At 53.0% G+C, this 19236-nt stretch carries 20 protein-coding genes; 11 read left to right on the top strand and 9 right to left on the bottom strand.

Features of this window, described 5'->3' with window-relative positions; translation table 11 throughout:
* Positions 1–120: 120 nt before the first annotated feature.
* On the top strand, positions 121–1122 hold the full coding sequence (locus tag AA74_RS0111600; RefSeq protein WP_025912433.1) for a PIN domain-containing protein: 1002 nt from the start codon (positions 121–123) through the stop codon (positions 1120–1122).
* 298 nt (positions 1123–1420) lie between these two features.
* On the opposite strand, the gene AA74_RS0111595 is transcribed toward AA74_RS0111600, so the two are convergent.
* Positions 1421–2173 carry a hypothetical protein gene (locus tag AA74_RS0111595; RefSeq protein WP_025912432.1) on the bottom strand — a complete coding sequence of 251 codons (753 nt, stop codon included), beginning with the start codon at positions 2171–2173 and terminating at the stop codon, positions 1421–1423.
* Positions 2174–2295: 122 nt separating this feature from the next.
* Here AA74_RS0111595 and AA74_RS0111590 point away from each other — a divergent pair, with 122 nt between their 5' ends.
* The 4 genes from AA74_RS0111590 to AA74_RS0111575 all read left to right on the top strand — a co-directional run bounded on the left by AA74_RS0111590 (position 2296) and on the right by AA74_RS0111575 (position 5355).
* Positions 2296–2754 (top strand): helix-turn-helix domain-containing protein, encoded by a 459-nt coding sequence (locus tag AA74_RS0111590; protein ID WP_155267968.1) that lies wholly within the window; start codon positions 2296–2298, stop codon positions 2752–2754.
* A gap of 175 nt (positions 2755–2929) precedes the next feature.
* Positions 2930–3802 (top strand): hypothetical protein, encoded by an 873-nt coding sequence (locus AA74_RS0111585; RefSeq protein WP_025912430.1) that lies wholly within the window; start codon positions 2930–2932, stop codon positions 3800–3802.
* 651 nt (positions 3803–4453) lie between these two features.
* On the top strand, positions 4454–4996 hold the full coding sequence (locus tag AA74_RS0111580; RefSeq protein WP_025912429.1) for a type IV secretion protein Rhs: 543 nt from the start codon (positions 4454–4456) through the stop codon (positions 4994–4996).
* Between the two features lie 2 nt (positions 4997–4998).
* Positions 4999–5355, top strand: a complete 357-nt coding sequence (locus AA74_RS0111575; protein WP_025912428.1) for a putative T6SS immunity periplasmic lipoprotein — start codon at positions 4999–5001, stop codon at positions 5353–5355.
* A gap of 174 nt (positions 5356–5529) precedes the next feature.
* On the opposite strand, the gene AA74_RS0111570 is transcribed toward AA74_RS0111575, so the two are convergent.
* The 5 genes from AA74_RS0111570 to AA74_RS0111550 all read right to left on the bottom strand — a co-directional run bounded on the left by AA74_RS0111570 (position 5530) and on the right by AA74_RS0111550 (position 12019).
* On the bottom strand, positions 5530–6600 hold the full coding sequence (locus AA74_RS0111570) for an ABC transporter ATP-binding protein (protein WP_025912427.1): 1071 nt from the start codon (positions 6598–6600) through the stop codon (positions 5530–5532).
* Positions 6593–8362 carry an iron ABC transporter permease gene (locus AA74_RS0111565; RefSeq protein WP_023294491.1) on the bottom strand — a complete coding sequence of 590 codons (1770 nt, stop codon included), beginning with the start codon at positions 8360–8362 and terminating at the stop codon, positions 6593–6595. The genes AA74_RS0111570 and AA74_RS0111565 overlap by 8 nt, the downstream gene beginning before the upstream one ends.
* An 80-nt stretch (positions 8363–8442) precedes the next feature.
* Positions 8443–9531 carry an ABC transporter substrate-binding protein gene (locus AA74_RS0111560; protein WP_025912426.1) on the bottom strand — a complete coding sequence of 363 codons (1089 nt, stop codon included), beginning with the start codon at positions 9529–9531 and terminating at the stop codon, positions 8443–8445.
* A gap of 168 nt (positions 9532–9699) precedes the next feature.
* Complete coding sequence (locus tag AA74_RS0111555; protein ID WP_025912425.1) at positions 9700–10395, bottom strand: response regulator; 696 nt, start codon at positions 10393–10395, stop codon at positions 9700–9702.
* Positions 10379–12019: a sensor histidine kinase gene (locus AA74_RS0111550; RefSeq protein ID WP_025912424.1), complete on the bottom strand. Its 1641-nt coding sequence runs from the start codon at positions 12017–12019 to the stop codon at positions 10379–10381. Before AA74_RS0111550 ends, AA74_RS0111555 begins: the two co-directional genes overlap by 17 nt.
* Before the next feature lie 301 nt (positions 12020–12320).
* Here AA74_RS0111550 and yjdI point away from each other — a divergent pair, with 301 nt between their 5' ends.
* Together yjdI and AA74_RS0111540 are read left to right on the top strand one after the other, a co-directional pair.
* The gene (yjdI, locus tag AA74_RS0111545; protein ID WP_008499689.1) at positions 12321–12551 is read left to right on the top strand and encodes a 4Fe-4S mono-cluster protein YjdI; all 231 of its coding nucleotides are present in this window, start codon (positions 12321–12323) and stop codon (positions 12549–12551) included.
* A gap of 10 nt (positions 12552–12561) precedes the next feature.
* Positions 12562–12834 (top strand): GNAT family N-acetyltransferase, encoded by a 273-nt coding sequence (locus AA74_RS0111540; protein WP_008499687.1) that lies wholly within the window; start codon positions 12562–12564, stop codon positions 12832–12834.
* A gap of 27 nt (positions 12835–12861) precedes the next feature.
* Here AA74_RS0111540 and AA74_RS0111535 read toward each other — a convergent pair whose 3' ends face one another.
* Positions 12862–13473: a LysE family translocator gene (locus AA74_RS0111535; RefSeq protein WP_025912423.1), complete on the bottom strand. Its 612-nt coding sequence runs from the start codon at positions 13471–13473 to the stop codon at positions 12862–12864.
* Between the two features lie 116 nt (positions 13474–13589).
* Between AA74_RS0111535 and AA74_RS0111530 the strand changes: the two genes are divergently transcribed.
* Positions 13590–14042, top strand: a complete 453-nt coding sequence (locus AA74_RS0111530; RefSeq protein WP_025912422.1) for an Lrp/AsnC family transcriptional regulator — start codon at positions 13590–13592, stop codon at positions 14040–14042.
* Positions 14043–14097: 55 nt separating this feature from the next.
* Here the strand turns inward: AA74_RS0111530 and AA74_RS0111525 are convergent, their stop codons facing one another.
* Together AA74_RS0111525 and AA74_RS0111520 are read right to left on the bottom strand one after the other, a co-directional pair.
* Entirely contained in the window at positions 14098–15327 is a 1230-nt protein-coding gene (locus AA74_RS0111525; protein WP_023294484.1) for an amino acid permease, read from the bottom strand.
* Between the two features lie 119 nt (positions 15328–15446).
* Positions 15447–15908, bottom strand: a complete 462-nt coding sequence (locus AA74_RS0111520; protein ID WP_008499683.1) for a multidrug/biocide efflux PACE transporter — start codon at positions 15906–15908, stop codon at positions 15447–15449.
* Between the two features lie 105 nt (positions 15909–16013).
* Here AA74_RS0111520 and AA74_RS0111515 point away from each other — a divergent pair, with 105 nt between their 5' ends.
* From AA74_RS0111515 to kduI, 3 genes are all read left to right on the top strand, one after another.
* Positions 16014–16880 carry a LysR family transcriptional regulator gene (locus tag AA74_RS0111515; RefSeq protein WP_025912421.1) on the top strand — a complete coding sequence of 289 codons (867 nt, stop codon included), beginning with the start codon at positions 16014–16016 and terminating at the stop codon, positions 16878–16880.
* Positions 16881–16973: 93 nt separating this feature from the next.
* Positions 16974–18152 (top strand): acetyl-CoA C-acetyltransferase, encoded by a 1179-nt coding sequence (locus tag AA74_RS0111510; protein ID WP_008499681.1) that lies wholly within the window; start codon positions 16974–16976, stop codon positions 18150–18152.
* A gap of 240 nt (positions 18153–18392) precedes the next feature.
* Positions 18393–19229: a 5-dehydro-4-deoxy-D-glucuronate isomerase gene (kduI, locus tag AA74_RS0111505; protein WP_008499680.1), complete on the top strand. Its 837-nt coding sequence runs from the start codon at positions 18393–18395 to the stop codon at positions 19227–19229.
* Positions 19230–19236: the final 7 nt, after the last annotated feature.

Below are 19236 nucleotides of genomic sequence, written 5' to 3'. Positions count from 1 at the left end.
CAGATAGGCATCCAAGACCGAAGTAACATTCAGTTTGGTTTAAGGTGATTATTAATAATTGCTACCAACTTCTCTGAAGATTAGTATTGTTTCTATTCCTTACTTGTGGAGATTAAAAAAGTGCATTATCTCTACATCGATACCTGTGTTTGGCTAACTATAGCAAAGTCAAAGAACCAGCATGCACTACTTGAAGCATTTAACCAATTATTGAATAGTAACAACGCTGCTATTGTAATCCCAACCTTGGTGAAGGAAGAGTTCCTTCGAAATAAGGACAGGGTTATTGAGGCTACTAAGCAGCAAATTGGTTCGGAATTCCATAAAATCAAAAAAATAATTGGGGCTTATGGAGGTAATGGTAAGGACCAAGCGCTAGCTGTATTAAATGATGTTGGAAGTCGCTTGCCTATTTTAAGCGAAGTTACAGGGCATACAGCGGAGATGATTGAATCTCTGATGGATAAATGTATAAGTCTTGAGGCTAGTGATTCCGTTCGGTTAAAAGCCGTGGCAAGGGCATTGGATAAGAGAGCCCCTTTTCATCGCTCGAAAAACAGCGTTGCTGATTCAATATTAATTGAGTTGTTTTACGACTTTATGAAAGATAAAAATGGCGTCTTCCATTTTGTTACGGAAAACTATACGGATTTCAGCTCATTAACTGATAGGCGAAATCCACATCCGGATTTTGGTGAAATATTTTCTGATAATGTCCATTATCATTTAGATATTGCGGAGGCTATAAATAGTATAGAACCTGAGCTTTTGAGTGTGCTTGAAGAAGAAAATAATTGGTTTGATGATGACACAAGAAGCTTAACAGACATACTAACTGCGATTAATGAGTATTGTGAAAAAGTATGGTATAACCGGCATAAATACAGGGAGTATAAAATTGAAATAGGTGATATTTCTATAATACCTAAAGGAGATGCACGCCATGGTAATAATGTTATTCATGAAGATATCTGGGAAAGGGCAAAGTTGGCAGCTGAGAAAGTCGAAGAAAAATATGAAGACACTGGCCCTTGGGATGATTTTGAATGGGGAATGATCAATGGCAAGTTATCTGCCTTAAGATGGGTGCTTGGAGATGAATGGGATATGTTGGATACCTAGTGATAATTAATCCTGTTCACGGTTATGGATTACATCCTGCTGCTTTGAATATCCGCCTGTTTTTGAAGCTCTGGTTATGATTTATAAGTATTCAATATTGTGGCTTTTTCCGGTCAGCTTTCTAGTTCTAAACTGACCGGAGTAATTAGGAATTATGTAGCAAAAGCTGGAACCTTTACATGAGATGAAAACGCTTTCTTGAAACTATAAGATACTCAAATGCCAGATAGCTTCCGCATAACGTAGTTACATCTGCCTGTCTCCTGCTGTGGGTTTGATAAAAAGATGCAGTATGCGATCAGAAGTTGTTTATACAGTTATTGTAAACAAAGGCCGCTGAAACCTGAGCATCTTGTTTCGGGTGTTCATATACGTAGTCAACGAAGGTCTTATAGAGCATGATCATTTGAGGAGTGACTTCGGACTTACCGTTCATATTATCAAGTCGCTGATAATATTCACCTTTGCTCATTCCTCCGTTTCGGCCTTCGGTTACGTTTGCAGTAAATTGAGCCATACCCATGCACATTTGATCTTTATGGTTATTTGTTTTATCCGGGTGGATAGCACCTTCTAACACTTTATCACCGCTGATGGCATGTTGTGCCCACATTGAATTGTTGGCGATAAACTTTTTGGAACCGGTCGCAATACCGTATTCGATGCGAATGCCATTATCGTGATAGCTACCGTCAGCATCTTTAGTCGCTAGCTTTAAAGATATGCGGCAACCAGGGAGTGTTTTATGTTCTTGCGCCGAGATAATAACGGTGTCCGTATCGCAATCAGCAAAGCTGTATTCGGGGTTAACGTAGGTGTTAGTTTTGATGAGCAGCCCGGTAAGACCGTTTTTATAGCCTTTTGCCGGTAGAGTTTTAAAGGCGTTACGGTCGCCATTCTTAATCGCTTCCCGAAAGTGATCCATACCGATGCGCGTCGCCAGTTGATCGATGCTTTCTGCTGCATAAGATGCAGATGACGCAGCGATTAACATAATGGTCAGCACAGACTTGGCAGAAAAACCGGGCTTACTAAGCCGTGTTTTTGACATGTTGTTATCCCTCAGAATCCACCCCAGCGGTGATTTTAACCGCATGATAACGCATTGACTCAAAATGTCACTATTGGTGCGTGGCTCTTTAGTGGACATCTGCGCAAATTCAGAGCATGAACATGACCCTGAGAAAACTGTTTGGACAACGAGTAAAAGAGTTGCGCATTGCCACCGGAATGAGTCAGGAAGCCTTTGCCGATCGGTGTGGGTTTGCTCGTAGCTATATGAGCCGCATTGAACGCGGCGGTTCTAATGCGTCTTTGGATGCGATTGAGGTGCTGGCTAATGCTCTCAGTGTTGAGCCGTGGCAGTTGTTAGCGTCTGACTCATCTGAAGATAACGATCCTGAACTGTTGGTTCCATACGCAGCCGATGGTTCCTGTTTTCACCCCGGTTTGGCGAGCACCCGTGATGGTTCGTTTGGCGTAGGTGATAAAGCGGTTCAGAAGCGTTTTGGCACGTTTTCTGAAGCTCTTGAGTATCTCCGTAGCATGGAGACAGCAAAATGGCGTAGGCCCAATGCCAGTGGCAACTGGGGTATTGTTTCGGCAGTGCGGTGGGGCAAACTGAGAAAGTGAAGTAAGTGTAAGTTTATAAATTCTGGATGCTGTATTAATGAACAGTCTTCTTTGGCAAAAGATGAGACACCTATGAATCAGTCTTACTCTTCTATAAGAGTCGACAAAACATCAAAATCCAGGTGCGTTACGTAGGCGTTACAGTGGCATTTCACTTCGGCAATGGAGAGTGTTTTTGAAAAATAATCATTTAACATCATATGATTGGCTAAATGCGCTGAATAATCTTGAATTGCTGTCACTTCATTCCGAAATTTTAACGCAGTTGCGTTCTAGAGGTGTCATTCGCACCAAGAATAATCCTGTTGGTGACTATGCTGAATGGCTGGTTTCTAATGCACTGGGTATGACTCTTCTCAGTAATTCGTCGGCGGGTGCTGATGCCATTGATGCTGATGGCAAGAAAGTGCAGATCAAAGCGAGGAGAGTCACGCCGGATAATCCTTCCCGGCAACTCAGTGCATTGCGTAACTATGAAGCTGCCGATTTTGATTATTTGATAGCCGTTATTTTCGATGAAACTTACAACATTCTTGATGCCTACAAAATCCCACATGAAGTAATACGAGATTACGCTCGGCATAGTGACCACGTTAACGCACATATCGTTAACCTCAAGGGCGCGATTCTTACTGATCCCCGAGTTAGTTCCATCAAAGAGGAATTGATTGTAAGGAGTTCGGCTTCAGTCAATGAAGCGGCTATGCAAACCCTTCCACCCGAACCTATGGAAGAGTTATCGAATCAACCAGATAAGATAACGAGTAGTGTTACCCTGGTCACCCTCCTTAAGGCTATCGGGATGGAGTGCTTCGTAAACTACTACCATCATTTTGCCGATTCAAATTTATCAAGCGCTTATATCATTGAGCAAATGCACTCACGTGAGGGTTATACAGAGAAAAGTTGCCGGAGCCGTCTCAGTAAAGCGCGAAAAGTGATCAGGGATGGTTTAAGTATTGAGGCTTTGGTATTGATCGCTGACTCTGAGCGAATACAAGATTCTGTCAGAAGTGACGCGCTAAAACTTATCAGCGTTCTGGAGTGAAGCGGTTTGTAAATCGTTGTAGTTCCTCCTACAAAACCCTCCTACAATGCACAAATTTTTTGTTAACAAATCCATGGGATTACGAGATCTTTGGAGCGGGGGTGTTTTCCCTTCGCCCGCTCCAGAATTTCCACTTGTAAACAAGTCTTTGAAGCCTTCTCTATCAGGAACTTAAATAGTTACCTATTTTTTGTTGCCTATGGGTTCTACCATTTTGATCCGCCCTTGGTAACTGTCACGCTAAGTTACATGGTGAGATGACAGTATAACTCAGCGTTGGCGGCAGTAGCATCCTCACACCGCGATAGCAAAACGTGAAGATAAAGCCCATCCAAGCATCGTTATGCCATCAACAGATTGATCACGCATTAAAGCCCGATGTGCGGCCTTATGAGGCACGTAAACAGGTGTATAGTGGTAAACGTACCTGCACACGATATGCAGGCTCTGCCAGCGCTTCGCTCACGCTCCTGACGGTACACGAGCACCCTGATAAGGTGTGATCCCTCTGACAATCTGATGAAGTCGCTACGCTCCGCTTGTTGCTGCATCATCAACGGGGCTTTATGTCTTCTATTGTCCTAAATCTGTTAGTTGCGCGTTTTATGCTCCCTGGATACCCTGATATAAATCATACAAGGAGGACAGTTTATGAGCGCACAGGCAGAGGAAGGAAAATTACGCCGGATGACATTAGGCGAGATTGCAATGGCTCGTAGGGTGTTCGGTGATTCGATAGTTTATAGCCGTGTCTGGATTCATTGCGACAGTTATTTACCATTCGGACTACAAAAACAAAACTACGCGATGACTCCAAACGGAGAGTTATGGTACAGAAAGTCGATGTACAGGGAAGACTTTTCCGCTAACTCGGTCTTCATCGAAGATAAATATGTTTTCATCCATGAACTGGGGCATGTCTGGCAACACCAACACGGGCAATGGGTGAGAATGCGGGGAGCTTTTAGCTGGGCTGCTGAATATACCTACAGGCTGGATAAAGAAAAACTCACTGATTACTCTCTTGAACAGCAAGCCTCTATTTTAGCTGATTACTGGTTGCTACTGGTTTATGGGATCAGTAAGTGGTCTTACTATCAGAGACCAGGGCGCATGGGGATGTACAGGGGCGTAGATTTATTGCAGGATATCCCTTCGCTTTACCAAAAAATCGTAACAGGGAAGGGGCGTTAAACATGAAGAACAAAATGTTGCTGGGTGTTGTATTCATCTTAACGGGATGCCCTGGGCCGGGTGATCGAATGGTAGATCGTGAATCTACAACGGCATTAATCAAAGATAATCAAGTTTGTGTGGTGTCACCACTGGAGCCACAGGAACGGATCACTGCTATCCAAATCAACAGTGATAATAGCGACTCTCTTCACAAGATATTTGATGACAAGCCCGTGTATGTTCAAAAGGGCGGGTGTCTTCCTGTGTTCGGATTTAAATTTGCACCTGGAGAGCGGTATAACTTCGCGTATGACGTCCAATCAGGTAAATCAGAATCGCATTTAGTCACTGCTGAATTTTCTTATCCCAAAGAATAAGGGGGCAAACCGCCCCTGAATCACCACGGGTTTAACAGAGACCTCAAAGTCATTTATAGATTTACTCCGCCCCGGCAGACGATTCTGCCCTATCTAAAAAATGAGGATCTTTGGTACGCTGTTCCTGTTTTCTAACGTAAAAAGGCCGCATCCCGCAGCCTTTTCCTCTTAAATTCACCCTTTCGGGAACACCCAAACATGCTTCTCCGGCAGCGAAAGATGGCAGTGCTGCGGATCCCGAACCTCATGCCCATACGCACGGATCACAAAATCATCCCCCACCGTGCGGAACAGGTACTCCCAGCGGTCGCCGAGGTACATGCTGGTGAGCAGCGGCAGCTCAAGCTGATTTTCCCCTAGCCCCTCAACCACCGCGACGCGCTCGACGCGGATCACTGCCGTGGCGTCAGCGCCACTCTGCACGCCTTCACCGGCCTGGCCCCACAGCACCCAGCCTTTCCCTTCGATGCGCGCTCTGCCGTCGCGCACGTCGGTGACCTTGCCGTGCAGGCGATTGTTGCTGCCCATAAATTCGGCGGTAAACAGCGTCTTCGGCGAGCCGTACATCTCCTGCGGCGTGCCCTGTTGCTCAATTTTGCCGTTGTTAAGCAGCAGGATACGGTCGGAAATGGACATCGCTTCGTTCTGGTCGTGCGTCACCATCAACGCGGACAGCCCGAGCTTGATAATCAGCTCGCGCAGGAACACGCGGGCTTCTTCGCGCAGTTTGGCGTCGAGGTTGGAAAGCGGCTCGTCCAGCAAAATCACCGGCGGGTTGTACACCAGCGCCCGGCCAATCGCCACGCGCTGCTGCTGCCCACCGGAGAGCTGATGCGGGTGACGTTTGCCAAGATGGCCCAGACCAAGCTGGTCCAGCACGTCCTGCACGCGCTGCTGGATCTCTTTGGCCGGGACTTTGCGCAGCTTGAGCGGATAGGCCACGTTCTCAAATACGGTTTTGTGCGGCCACAGGGCGTAGGACTGGAATACCAGCCCCAGATTGCGCTCTTCCGCCGGGACCTCGCTGCGCGGCGTACCGTCGTAAACTTTATTCTGTCCAATGACAATCGACCCCTGGGTCGGTTTTTCCAGACCCGCGACGGCGCGGAGCAGGGTGGTTTTGCCGCTGCCGGAGGGGCCTAACAGGGAGACCACTTCGCCGCGCTTCAGGTTCATGGAGACACCTTTTAAAACAGGATTGTCGCCGTAGGTTAAGTGCAGATCGTCAACCGCTAATTCAATCATGTATTTTCACTCCGAAACGAAGGGCAATGCCCAGACCTACCACGACCAGCAGGATGTTAATGAAAGAGAGCGCCGCCACGATATCGATGGCACCCGCGGCCCAGAGGGAAACCAGCATCGAGCCGATGGTCTCCGTGCCGGGTGAAAGCAGGTACACACCCGTTGAGTATTCGCGTTCAAAGATCAGGAACATCAGCAGCCACGAACCGATAAGGCCGTAGCGGGAGAGCGGGATGGTAACGTGGCGGGTGATCTGCCCGCGCGTTGCTCCGGTACTGCGCGCCGCCTCTTCAAGCTCCGGCCCCACCTGCAGCAGCGTGGAAGAGATGAGCCTCAGCCCGTAAGCCATCCACACCACGGTATAGGCCAGCCAGACGCTGAAAATGGTGCTTCGCAGCGAACGCAGCCAGACGATGACGTTTTCGCGCATCCAGTCGGTCCAGGCGAATCCGGAAAGCCAGCCGGATTTCAGCGAGTTATCCAGCCACATCGGCAGGAACAGGAACACCCACAGGAAGGCCAGACCCGCCAGCAGGCCTGGCACGGCGCGCGGCACCAGCACGCTGTAGTCCAGGAAACGCGTGGTGTTATCCGGCTTGCGGTGCATGGCAATGCCGACAAACAGGTAGCACACCACGGCCAGCGCGCCGCCAATGACGCCAATCGCCATGGAGTTGACGATGGCGCGCAGCAGGTTGGGCTGCGCCCAGATGGTGCGGAAGGTGTTCAGAGAAAGCTCGTCCCACAGCGAAACGCCCACGCCCCAGTTGGAGATAAACGCGCGCAGCACCACGCCGAGCAGCGGAACGCCGATGGTGACGGTGAGCCAGAAGGCAATCACCGCGCCAGCCACCCAGCGCCATTTACCCAGCGGCAGCGCGCGGGCCTGGGAGGCCTTGCCCTTCATGGTGACGAAACGGTTGGCGGTGCGCATCAGGCGACGCTGGAGCATCACCAGCGGGATGGTGATGCAGATCAGCACCACGGCAACCGCCGCCATCAGGTTATAAGATGGGGTGCCCATCTTGTTCGTCAGCTTATAGAGATAGGTCGCCAGCACCATGTTGCCTTCCGGGTCGCCGAGGACCAGCATCAGGCCGAACACTTCCAGCCCGAGGAAGAACAGCAGCACGGTGGCGTACAGAATAGACGGGCGCACCATCGGCAGGCTGACGGAGGTCATCACCTGCCAGGGCGACGCGCCCGCGGTGCGTGCGGCTTCTTCCACGTCGGAGCCCACGCTGCGCAGCGCTGACGAGATATACAGATAGGCGTGCGGGACGTGCGTCAGGCCGGCAATGACCACAATGCTCGACATGTCGTAGATGTTCCACGGCACAAAGCCAATCAGCGCCTCAGCCCACTGGGAGAGAAAGCCCACCGGACCGGCGGCCACCACGTAGCCGAAGCCCAGCACCATCGGTGAAACGAAAATCGGGACCAGGATCAGCGGCTCAATCAGCCGGCGACCGGGCAGGTCGGTACGCACCATCAGAAACGCCAGCACGCCGCCCAGCGGGATAGAGATAAAGACCAGCCCGAAAGCCAGAATAAAGCCGCTTTTCAGGGCCTTATAAAAATCAGGATCGGTGAAAATAAAATCAAATGATTCAAAGCTCCACTCTTTTGACGGCGAAAAGAACGGCGCGGACAGGAAGCTCTGGATCACGATAAACGACAGCGGCGTGTAGATAACCAGGGCGGTTATCAGCACGACGATGCCTCGCGGCAGGCTTTGCCACTTTCTGCGTAATGTATTCATGGGGTATCCCTGGTGTTGCAGCCCAGAAAAACGAACTCAGTCGATAAGGGCGCGCGGCGGCCAGCGCCGCGCTCAGACGCTTATTTACCGGCGGCGGTACGCCACTCTTTGATGTACTCGAGGCGTTTTTTCGGCTGCAGGTATTCCAGCAGCGTTTCATCAACCGGGATCGGCTTCAGCGCGTTGCCGAGGATTTTGGTCAGGCCGTCGATATCATTTTTCCCTTCGATATCGTTACGAATGGAGGGAATGTCCGCCTGGTTGGCCAGAATGCCTTGCCCTTGTTCAGACAGCACGTAGTCCAGCCACAGCTTCGCGGCGTTGCTGTTTTGCGATTGCTGGCTGATGAACGACACGCGCGACAGCACCAGGGTGTAATCCTTCGGATAGGAGATGCCGAGTGACGGATCGTTTTTCGCACGCGCTTCCGCATAAGAACCGAGGATGTTGAAGCCAATCAGGTTTTCACCGGAGGAGACGCGCTCCATCATGGTGCCGGTAGACGACTGCACCGACAGGCCCCCTTTGGCGACCTCGGCCAGGGTTTTAAAGTAGTTCGGATCGGCGTTGTGATCCTGCACCGAGAGCATAAAGCCCAGACCCGATTTTTCGATATCGTAGGTGGTGACTTTGTTCTTGAATTTGTCCGTCTGGCTGGCAATCAGCTTCGCCAGCGCGGCGTGAGAATCCGGCACGTCACCGGCCGGAATCAGGCGCTTGTTGTAGATAAAGACCACCGGCTCATAGGTGGTGCCGTAGGCCTTATCTTTCCAGACCGCCCATTTCGGCAGCTGGCTTTGCTCCGGAGATTTGTACTCCATGGCGTAGTCGGTGGCGAGCTTCAGGCCCGTGTCCATCGAAGAGCTCCAGACCACGTCGCCGCTCACGCCGCCGGAAGCCTGTTCGCTGATGAAACGGTTGTACAGCTCGGTGCTGTTCATGTCGTTGTATTCGACTTTAATGCCCGGGTAGGTTTTTTCGAAGCCCTGGATCAGCGGGCCGGCAGCTTTGATGTCGGTGGTGGAATAGATGACAACCTTGCCCTCTTTCGTGGCGGCATCAACCACTTTTTGATACTCAGCAGGATAACCCTGCGGCAGGGCAGACAGTGCAGAAGCAGAGAACAGTACGGTAGCGGTAAGCAGAGAAATTCGGAACGTGTTCGACATTATAGTTAACCTTTTAGTTACATTTGAGGAACTAATTGTCAACATAGCGTAAAGCGCGCCTCCGACAATAGGGAGGCGAGGGCAATGATTCCGAAGTGTGATTGTCGCCGTCGTTTCAGCAATTAACACCATAAAATCCGCGAACGTTAGCCAACGAACGGTTTTGGATTACCGTTTATCGGGGGCTTTACGGTATAACCGGCGAGGATGACCAATATTGCCGTACAGCATTTCAATGCTGATCAACCCACTCTCCACGCAGTATTCGAGGTAGCGACGCCCCGTGGTTTTGCTGATCCCCACGTTTTCCACCACCTCTTCAACCGACATCGCGCTGTCGGGATGCTCGGCGAACAGGCGTTTTATCCGCTCCAGCGTTTGGGGTTCAATGCCCTTTGTGGACGGCGTTACGGAGGCTTCCGCGGCAGGCAGATGAAACAGGCGATCCAGCGCATGCTGGTCGACCACCTTCACCTGCTGCACGGTGTGGATGAAGCGCATAAAACGCTCCAGCGAGGCGTGCAGGCGCTGGAAAAAGACGGGCTTGATGAGGTAGTCAAACGCGCCGCTGCGCATGGCGTGGCTGCAGGTTTGCATATCGCTGGCGGCGGTGATGAAGATCACCGAACACTCATAGCTTTTCAGCAGCGGGTTATCGATGAGCTCCACGCCTTTACCGTCCGGGAGATAGTTGTCCAGCAGGATAAGCCGCGGCTGATGCTGACGAATCAGGCTGCATGCCTGCTCAATCGACGCGGCGATGCCCACCACGCGCAAATGAAAATTCTGCTCGATATACTCGCGATGCAGCTCCGCCAGGTGCGGCTCATCTTCAACGATCACAACATCAAGTGCTCGGGTCATGCTTTTGCCCATTCGGAATAAACACAGAAAAAATGGTCCCTTGTGGCGTGTTGTCGGCAATCTCAATGCTGCCGCCAGCCTTGTCGATATATCCTGCCACCAGATACAGGCCAATACCGTGCTCGGTGCCCACAATGTCGTTTTCACGTTCCGGCTTGCTGCTGAATCCCTGGCGGAAAATATGCGGCTTCATCGCATCCTCCACCCCGCAGCCCCGGTCGGCCACCTCGATCAGCAGCTCCTGGTTTCGGTCAGAAATGTAGAGTTCCACCGGCGCGGGGACCGGGGCCTTAAGGGTCGCGTCTACCGCGTTATCCAGCAGGTTACCAATAATGGACATCAGCTCCGTTTCGTTGAGCGTGGCGGGCATGCGGGTGAGCTGGCAGGCGGGATCAAACAGCAGTTCGATCCCTTTTTCGCGGGCGCTGACGTATTTTCCGAGCAGCAGCCCGCACAGCGCGGGAGAGGAAAAACGGGCGGAGACAAAGTCCAGCACGCGCTGCGCGCCTTCGGACTGCACCTGAATGTAGCGAATCGCCTCGTCATAGTGTTTCATCTGCAGCAAGCCCACCAGCGTGGCGGTCCAGTTCAGCTGCTCGTGGCGCATAATGCGCAGGTTATCCGCATAGCGCTTGATCTGACTGAGCTGGCTGCTGAGGGTGTTGATGTCATTTTTGTCGCGAAAGCTGTAGACCCAGCCGCTTTCAACGCCGGGTTCGACCTCAATCGCGACGCGGTTGACGATCACCTCCCGCTGGTTCAGCACCGCAATCTGGTCGTGGCTACCGCTGCTCACCGAGGCGTAGCGCTGGGATAAAAAGCCCGGCGACGTCTGCAGAACGTCTTCCAGCGGTTTGCCGATAAGTTCTTTCTCACTTTGCCGAATATCCAGCATTTCTCGTGCGGCGCGGTTAATCAAAATCAGCTGCTTCTCTTCATTGACGGCAAATACCCCCTCATACATGGCTTCTAATAGCGCGCGCTGCTGCAAAACCAGCTGAGCGATATCTTTCGGCTCCAGTCGGAACATCTGTTTTTTGAGATTGCGGGTAAACAGCCAGGAGAACATAAACAGCAGCAGAAGAAGACCCGCGCCGTACAGCCCGGACTGCCAGAGAATGCGGGCATTAATATTGGCTATATAAGAGGTCAGATAGCCGACCGAGACAATACCGATCACCTGATGCTGCGCATTGAAGATGGGGGCTTTGCTGCGTAGCGACACGCCAATCCCACCCTGACGCACGGAAATAATGGTTTTACCCTTTAACACCTCCGCATTGTCCCCGCCGATCATCGGTAAATTAATACGCTCCGGGGATTCCGAATGATAGAGGTGCTGTTCCTCGGTATCGCCAATCACAATGTAGCTGGCATCGCTTTCGGCGCGCAGCGGCTGAATTAACCGGGCTATCCCCGGAATATCTCTGGCCGCGACCATGGCCGCCAGACCCGGCATCAGCGCGATCTGGCTGGCCTGCACCCGGGCGCGTTGGCCGAGATCGTGATGGAGCTGCCGGTCAATAAAATGAAACAGGATCGTTCCCAGCAGAACTAACAGCAGGCAGGAGAAGCACACCAGCGCTAAAAACAGCTTTACCTGAAATGAGAGTCTGCGTTTCATTCAACCTGCGGATGTTATGTAAAAGTGACATTTGCCGAGCCTGACATGGGCCAATAGCGGACGCAATCTGGCACTAAAAGAGTTGTGACCTGGCTTTTCGTTTTCGGCGTTATACCCTAAATAATTCGAGTTGCGGGAAGGCGGCAAGGGAACGAATCCCCGGGAGCGTACATAAGTACGTGACTGGGGTGAGTGAGTGCAGCCAACGCACCTGCAGCTTGAAGTATGACGGGTATATAGCCATCAGGATCCCGTCAGGCTATTCTTCATTCAGCACGATAATAATTACAGAGGCAATGTCATGGATAAAGAGCTACTGGATGCGGGTTACCGGGCCTATACCGGCGAGAAAATTGACGTCTACTTCAACACCGGGATCTGCAAACACTCCGGTAACTGCGTGCGTGGCAGCGCAAAGCTGTTTAATCTGAAACGTAAACCGTGGATTATTCCCGATGAAGTGGACGTTGAAACGGTTGTCCGCGTGATTGATACCTGCCCGAGCGGTGCGCTGAAGTATCGCCAAAAATAAGCGAGGAACCATGGATATTCTGGAAGGCCATAACAAGTTTTACGTGAATGATGCGAACGGCAACCAGGTCGCGGAGATTGTCTTCGTGCCGACCGGCGAGCACCTGAGCATTATCGAGCACACCGATGTGGATGAGAGCCTGAAAGGGCAGGGCGTCGGTAAACAGCTGGTGGCGAAAGTGGTGGAGAAGATGCGCGGTGAGAACCGCAAAATTATTCCGCTGTGCCCGTTCGCGAAACATGAGTTTGATAAAACGCGGGAATATGACGATATTCGGGCGTAAATAACACCGGCGATGGCCGGTGTTTTTTTATCTCACCTGCTCAAACAGCAGTACCAGCGCGATCAGCACCATCAACCCTCCCGATGCCCTGCTCACCAGACGGGCCGCCTGTGGCCGGGTCGCCAGCACCGCTTTCGAACCATACCCCACCAGCAGATAAACCAGGGTACAGGTAATAAGGTGCATCATCCCAAGCGCAGACATCTGCATCGCTATCGACCAGCTTCCGGTTGGGTCTGTGAATTGCGGAAGCAGGGCCAGGAACAGCAAAAAAACCTTCGGGTTAAGGCCGCTAATGCAGAGTCCTTTCACCGCCCACTGCGTCCAGTTACCCGCATGCTGGGTGGCCTTCTCCGGTGCGGCCGGGTGACGCAATAACGTTATGCCAAGCCACAGGAGATACAGGGCTCCCGCCACGGTCAGCCCGGCTAACGCCAGCGGATGTTGAGCAATCAATACCCCCACTCCTGCCACCACAATCAATGTGGCTAGCAGATGCCCGGACATCAGCCCCATCACCGCCGGGACCACGCGTCGCCCGTTAATCCCGGCGCTAATAGCGTAGGCCCAGTCGGCCCCCGGGGTCATGATGAGCAGAAACGAAACCACCCAAAAGCCGGCCACAATACTCATTTCCATCGTCCTGAAATACTCCCGCAGTGCGTTATACGTTGCGAAAAAGAATATCGCTAACACTGCGAAATAGGCTTTCAATGTTATGCTCATAACACGGTGAAAATGAGCAAATCTTCCACATGGATAGCATCGATAGAAAAATTCTTGCTGAACTGCAGTCTGACGGCCGCCTGTCGCTTACCGAACTGGCTGAGCGGGTGAATCTGAGCCTCTCGCCGTGCCATCGTCGCGTGCGGGCGCTGGAGCAAAGCGGGGCCATAACGGGATACCGTGCCAGCCTCGACCCCGCCAAAATGGGATTTAATTTCCTGGCGATAGTGTTCGCGACGCTGAAAGAGGGTGGCCGAAAGGCGGTCAGCGCGTTTGAAGAGGCGGTGGAAGAGATCCCGCAGATCGTGCTGGCCCAGCGCCTGTTTGGCGATCCTGATTATCTGATGCACGTCGTGACCCGCGACCTTTCCGCTTTCCAGAAGCTCTACGACGAGAAGCTCTCCGCTATGCCCGGCGTGCAGCATCTTCGCTCAACGCTTGTCATGAAAACGGTGGTGCAGGACAGGCCTTTTCCGCTGTAAGCAGGAGGCCGGGACTGAATGGCCTGCCCGGCAGCGCGCCGGGCAGGAAAGGGAATTAGCCGACAAACATCACCGACACGCACAGCACCCCGACGATCAGCGTCAGCAGGTTGCCTATGGAACGGTACTGTTTCAGGGAGGGGATCAGATACGTCGACAGCGTCGGCATGATAAACAGGATCATGGCGATAAGCGGGCCGCTGATGGCGTAAATCATCGAAATAGCGTTCGGGTTAATGCAGCAGACGGCAAAGGTGATTAACGACACCCCCATGATGGATATCGCGCGGTTAAAGGCGCGGCTCTTTTTCACGCCCACCTGGTTCAGCGACGACTTCACGATCTCCGTCGCCCCTTCAATCACCCCAAAATAGGTGCCGAGAAACGATTTCGACATCGCAATAATCGCCACGACAATCCCGGAAATCCCCAGCCACGCCGGTGAGGAGGGCATCATCGACAGCGCAGACAGGATTGTCACCCCTTCCTCTTTGGCGGCCACAATATACGACGGCGGAATAGAGAGCAGGCAGCTGAAGACGAAGAACAGCACGCTCAGGCAGATAATCAGGTATGCCACCTTCATGATTTTCTTGCATTTAGCCATGGCCTCGTCCCCGAACTTCTCGCGGCGGTCAACGGCAAACGTCGAGATAATCGGCGTGTGGCTGAACGCAAACACCATCACCGGAATCGAAATCCAGACCTGGTGCAGCGTATGGCGATCGACGGCCATCTGGCTGGTCAGCAGCGAGGGTTGCCAGCTGCCGATCAGGTAGAGCGAGACAAACAGGAAATAGGCGATCAGCGGAAACACCAGGAAGCCCATCACTTTTATCGTGATATGCCGTCCCATCAGGAAGATCAGATTCAGGACCAGCACCACGCCCAGGCTAACCAGCACGCGAACGGTGGTGTCTACCGTCAGGTGTTTTGCCAGCTGCTCGGTTAACGAGTTGGTGATGGCCACCGCATAAATCTGCACCACCACAAAGAAGGCGATGAAATAGAGCGTGGTGATCAGGTTGCCGATCTTCCTGCCGTAATAGTGCGAAACGGCGCCGGTGATCCCTTCGTTGCCTTTCGTTTTCGACGACAGGATAAATTGCGCCAGCGCTTTGTGCGGCCAGTAGGTTAAGGGGTAGGCCACGAGGGCGGTAATAAACAGGACGATTGCGCCTGCGGAGCCCAGCTGAATGGGCAGGAAGAGCGTTCCTGCGCCCACGGCCGTGCCGTAGAGAGCGAAACTCCAGAGAGTCTCATCTTTTGACCAAATTTTCGACATTAGAGCAACGTATCAACTATCAAACCATCAGAATGGCGTGCAATTTACCATAGTTATGCCTTAAGAGCGCAGTTGCTTCGAAGACGTCGGGCCGGAACGGGCGTCCGGCCAGAGGCGGTTCAGCCTGCCAGGGCGCGTCGTTGCTGGCGGCGCTTAAGAAATTTCTCACGCAGATTATCGTACGCCCAGTTATAGAACATGGTGTACGGCAGGAAGAACAGGAAGAAACCTATTTCCAGTGTGAATGCCTGCAGCAGGGTGACGCCCAGCACGGCGGCGACAATCGACACGCCAATCACAATAAAGCCGCATTCGAACCCCAGCGCATGCAGCGCACGCACTTTTGCCGTACGTTTGACGCGCTGAACAGGCCAGAAACGGTCGAAGCCGACGTTATAAATAATGTTCCACAGCATGGCGGTGGTGGCCAGAATAATGGTCAACCCACCCATTTCCACCACGGAACGCTGCATCAACCACGCCGCGGTAGGGGCGAGGATCGCCGTCGCAATCCCTTCAAAACAGACAGCATGAAAGATCCGCTCCGGCAGTTTACGTTGGAGTGCATCCTGATGTTGCATAGCGATAGACCTCGTTAATTCGCCAGTATGGGCGTTGATGTGGCCTATTTTTATCGCTAAAGCTGATATATTAAAGATAGTATCCATCGTAAAAGTAGATAGGTTATGCGCTATTCACCCGAAGCCCTGACCGCGTTTGTCGAGACCGTTGCAGCAGGCTCTTTCTCTGCGGCCGCACGCCGGCTGCGTAAAAGCCAGTCGACGGTCAGCACGTCCATTGCCAACCTTGAAGCCGATCTGGGATTTGAGCTGTTTGACCGTTCGGCCCGCCAGCCGGTGTTAACGGCCCAGGGGGAACAGGTGCTGGGCTACGTGCAGGCTATTCTCGCCGCCAGCACGCGGCTGGATGAGCTGGCGGTGTCGCTCACGGCGCAAACGGAGGCGCGTCTGACGTTTGTCCTTTCCGATACCCTCAATCCGGATGTGCTGGAAGAGATGATGAAGCAGTTTGATGCGCGCTTTCCCCATACGGAATTCGAATGTCTGATTGGCGAGGAGGAGGACGTGATCGATCTGCTGCAAAAGGAGCGCGCGCAGATTGGCCTCACCGAAGCGCGAGACGGTTATCCTACGGATATTGGCGCCATCCGGCTGCCGATGCAGACCCGCATGGCGATCTATGTCGCGACCACGCATCCGCTGGCCGGGCAGGATGACGTTCAGCGTGACGATCTGCACGGCTGGCGAGAGCTGCGGCTGAGCACCTATCTTGAGCGTGAGGCGGAGATCGCGCGCGGGCCTGTCTGGTCAGCCCCGAATTACCTGTTACTCTTGAGTATGGCGGTACAGGGATTTGGCTGGTGCGTCTTGCCGTGCGCGCTGGTGGAGGAATTTGCCGCCGCGAAATCCCTGGTACAGCTCAATGTTCCCGGCTGGCCGCGGGCGATCGGCATCGATCTGCTGTGGAATAAACGATCCCCTCCCGGCGTTGCCGGAAGCTGGCTGCGGCAGTATCTGCAGGATGCACGCTGATCCTTGTGATTAAACTCACTATTTTTAAACAATTAAGATAATTGCCAGTAACAATCCTCTACTATCGTCATGTCATTTAACACAGAGGTCGTGATGAAAGATGTCGTAATAGTGGGTGCGTTGCGTACAGCTATCGGCTGTTTTCAGGGAGCGCTCGCGCGTCACTCGGCGGTTGACCTGGGCAGCGTGGTGGTGAAAGCGCTGGTAGAACGTAGCGGGATCGCAGCACATGAAGTTGATGAGGTGATTCTGGGACAGGTCCTCACGGCCGGTGCCGGGCAAAACCCTGCGCGACAGGCGGCGCTGAAGGGCGGACTGCCCAATACCGTCTCCGCTATCACTATCAACGACGTCTGTGGTTCAGGATTAAAAGCGCTGCATCTCGCGACGCAGGCCATTCAGTGTGGTGAGGCGGACGTAATCATTGCGGGCGGGCAGGAGAATATGAGCCGCGCGCCGCACGTCCTGACCGACAGCCGTACCGGCGCACAGCTGGGCAACAGCCAGCTGCTCGACAGCCTGGTGCATGACGGGCTGTGGGATGCCTTCAACGATTATCATATGGGCGTAACGGCGGAAAACCTGGCGCGCGAGTACGGCATCAGCCGTGAGGTGCAGGATGCCTATGCGCTAAGCTCGCAGCAAAAAGCGCGTGCGGCGATTGATTCCGGCCGTTTTCGCGACGAAATTGTCCCGGTCAGCACGCAGCGTCAGGGGGGCGAGGTTATCGTTGTGGATACCGATGAGCAGCCGCGCACCGACGCCAGCGCTGAAGGGCTGGCGAGGCTGAATCCTGCGTTTGAAATGCAGGGCTCGGTCACGGCGGGAAATGCCTCTTCCATTAACGACGGCGCCGCTGCCGTGATGATGATGAGCGAAAGCAAAGCCCTTGAACTCGATCTCCCCGTGCTGGCCCGCATTAAGGCATTCGCCAGCGTGGGCGTGGATCCTGCGTTAATGGGGATCGCGCCTGTCTATGCGACCCGTCGCTGTCTGGAGCGTGCGGGGTGGCAGCTTTCTGATGTGGATCTGATCGAAGTGAACGAAGCCTATGCCGCGCAGGCGATCTCCGTCGGAAAAATGCTGGAGTGGGATCCGCTGCGGGTCAACGTAAACGGTGGAGCGATCGCACTGGGGCACCCGATCGGGGCGTCCGGCTGCCGAATCCTGGTTTCGCTGGTCCACGAAATGAAGAAGCGCAACGCCCGCAAAGGGATTGCCACGCTCTGTATAGGCGGCGGACAAGGGGTGGCGCTGGCCATTGAACGCTAATTTTTCCTCATTAAAAAAAGACCTCCTCCGGGAGGTTTTTTTTATCGTGATCTTTATCTCCCGACGGTTTTAGCGTGATCCGGGCATCAATTCCGCGATAAACAAAAATAAAAATGAAACGTTGTTTTAAATATAATTGAAAAGCCCACTTTATGCCGATAGTATGTGCTCATTATGTAAAACGGAACGCTGTTTCGTTTTACTTCCCGCCTTCGGGCATGACCACATCTGGAGGTTACCGTGGACGTCAGAGAAAGCATCCACAGCGCGCACGCCAAAACGCTGGATACGCAGGGGCTGCGTAAGGCATTTTTAGTCGAGCAGATATTCGAGGCTGACAGGTACACCATGGTTTACAGCCATATCGACCGCATTGTTGTGGGCGGAATAATGCCCGTCACGAAAAGCGTCTCCGTGGGCGGTGAGGTCGGTAAACAGCTGGGCGTAAATTATTTCCTCGAGCGTCGCGAGCTGGGGGTGATTAACATCGGCGGGCCGGGCACCATCACCGTAGACGGACGGTGCTATGAGATTGGCCATCGCGAGGCGCTGTACGTGGGTAAAGGGGCGAAGGACGTGGTCTTTGCCAGCATCGACGCCAGCAGGCCTGCGAAATTCTACTATAACTGCGCGCCGGCCCACGCCACCTGTCCAACCAAAAAGGTGACCCCGGCAGACGTCGCGCCCGTGACGCTGGGCGACAACCTCACCAGCAACCGCCGCACCATCAATAAATACTTCGTGCCGGACGTGCTGGAGACCTGCCAGCTCAGCATGGGGTTGACGGAGCTTGCGCCAGGGAATCTGTGGAACACCATGCCGTGCCATACCCACGAGCGCCGCATGGAAGTCTACTTCTACTTCAACATGGATGAGGACGCCTGCGTGTTCCACATGATGGGACAGCCGCAGGAAACGCGCCATATCGTGATGCATAACGAGCAGGCGGTGATTTCGCCGAGCTGGTCTATTCATTCCGGCGTAGGGACAAAAGCCTACACCTTTATCTGGGGAATGGTGGGTGAAAACCAGGTCTTTGATGATATGGACCATGTTGCGGTCAGCGATCTGCGCTAGTCGCGGG

Source organism: Enterobacter sp. 5-4 (assembly GCF_000612205.1).
GTDB lineage: Bacteria > Pseudomonadota > Gammaproteobacteria > Enterobacterales > Enterobacteriaceae > Enterobacter > Enterobacter roggenkampii.
This window is presented reverse-complemented; position numbering and strand designations above follow the sequence as displayed.

Bases quoted from the DNA above. Each gene is read 5' to 3' on its own strand.
- AA74_RS0111595 (WP_025912432.1), bottom strand. From the start codon at position 2,173: ATGTCAAAAACACGGCTTAGTAAGCCCGGTTTTTCTGCCAAGTCTGTG.
- AA74_RS0111590 (WP_155267968.1), top strand. From the start codon at position 2,296: ATGACCCTGAGAAAACTGTTTGGACAACGAGTAAAAGAGTTGCGCATT.
- AA74_RS0111580 (WP_025912429.1), top strand. From the start codon at position 4,454: ATGAGCGCACAGGCAGAGGAAGGAAAATTACGCCGGATGACATTAGGC.
- AA74_RS0111575 (WP_025912428.1), top strand. From the start codon at position 4,999: ATGAAGAACAAAATGTTGCTGGGTGTTGTATTCATCTTAACGGGATGC.
- AA74_RS0111570 (WP_025912427.1), bottom strand. From the start codon at position 6,600: ATGATTGAATTAGCGGTTGACGATCTGCACTTAACCTACGGCGACAAT.
- AA74_RS0111565 (WP_023294491.1), bottom strand. From the start codon at position 8,362: ATGAATACATTACGCAGAAAGTGGCAAAGCCTGCCGCGAGGCATCGTC.
- AA74_RS0111560 (WP_025912426.1), bottom strand. From the start codon at position 9,531: ATGTCGAACACGTTCCGAATTTCTCTGCTTACCGCTACCGTACTGTTC.
- AA74_RS0111555 (WP_025912425.1), bottom strand. From the start codon at position 10,395: ATGACCCGAGCACTTGATGTTGTGATCGTTGAAGATGAGCCGCACCTG.
- AA74_RS0111550 (WP_025912424.1), bottom strand. From the start codon at position 12,019: ATGAAACGCAGACTCTCATTTCAGGTAAAGCTGTTTTTAGCGCTGGTG.
- yjdI (WP_008499689.1), top strand. From the start codon at position 12,321: ATGGATAAAGAGCTACTGGATGCGGGTTACCGGGCCTATACCGGCGAG.
- AA74_RS0111540 (WP_008499687.1), top strand. From the start codon at position 12,562: ATGGATATTCTGGAAGGCCATAACAAGTTTTACGTGAATGATGCGAAC.
- AA74_RS0111535 (WP_025912423.1), bottom strand. From the start codon at position 13,473: ATGGAAATGAGTATTGTGGCCGGCTTTTGGGTGGTTTCGTTTCTGCTC.
- AA74_RS0111530 (WP_025912422.1), top strand. From the start codon at position 13,590: ATGGATAGCATCGATAGAAAAATTCTTGCTGAACTGCAGTCTGACGGC.
- AA74_RS0111525 (WP_023294484.1), bottom strand. From the start codon at position 15,327: ATGTCGAAAATTTGGTCAAAAGATGAGACTCTCTGGAGTTTCGCTCTC.
- AA74_RS0111520 (WP_008499683.1), bottom strand. From the start codon at position 15,908: ATGCAACATCAGGATGCACTCCAACGTAAACTGCCGGAGCGGATCTTT.
- AA74_RS0111515 (WP_025912421.1), top strand. From the start codon at position 16,014: ATGCGCTATTCACCCGAAGCCCTGACCGCGTTTGTCGAGACCGTTGCA.
- AA74_RS0111510 (WP_008499681.1), top strand. From the start codon at position 16,974: ATGAAAGATGTCGTAATAGTGGGTGCGTTGCGTACAGCTATCGGCTGT.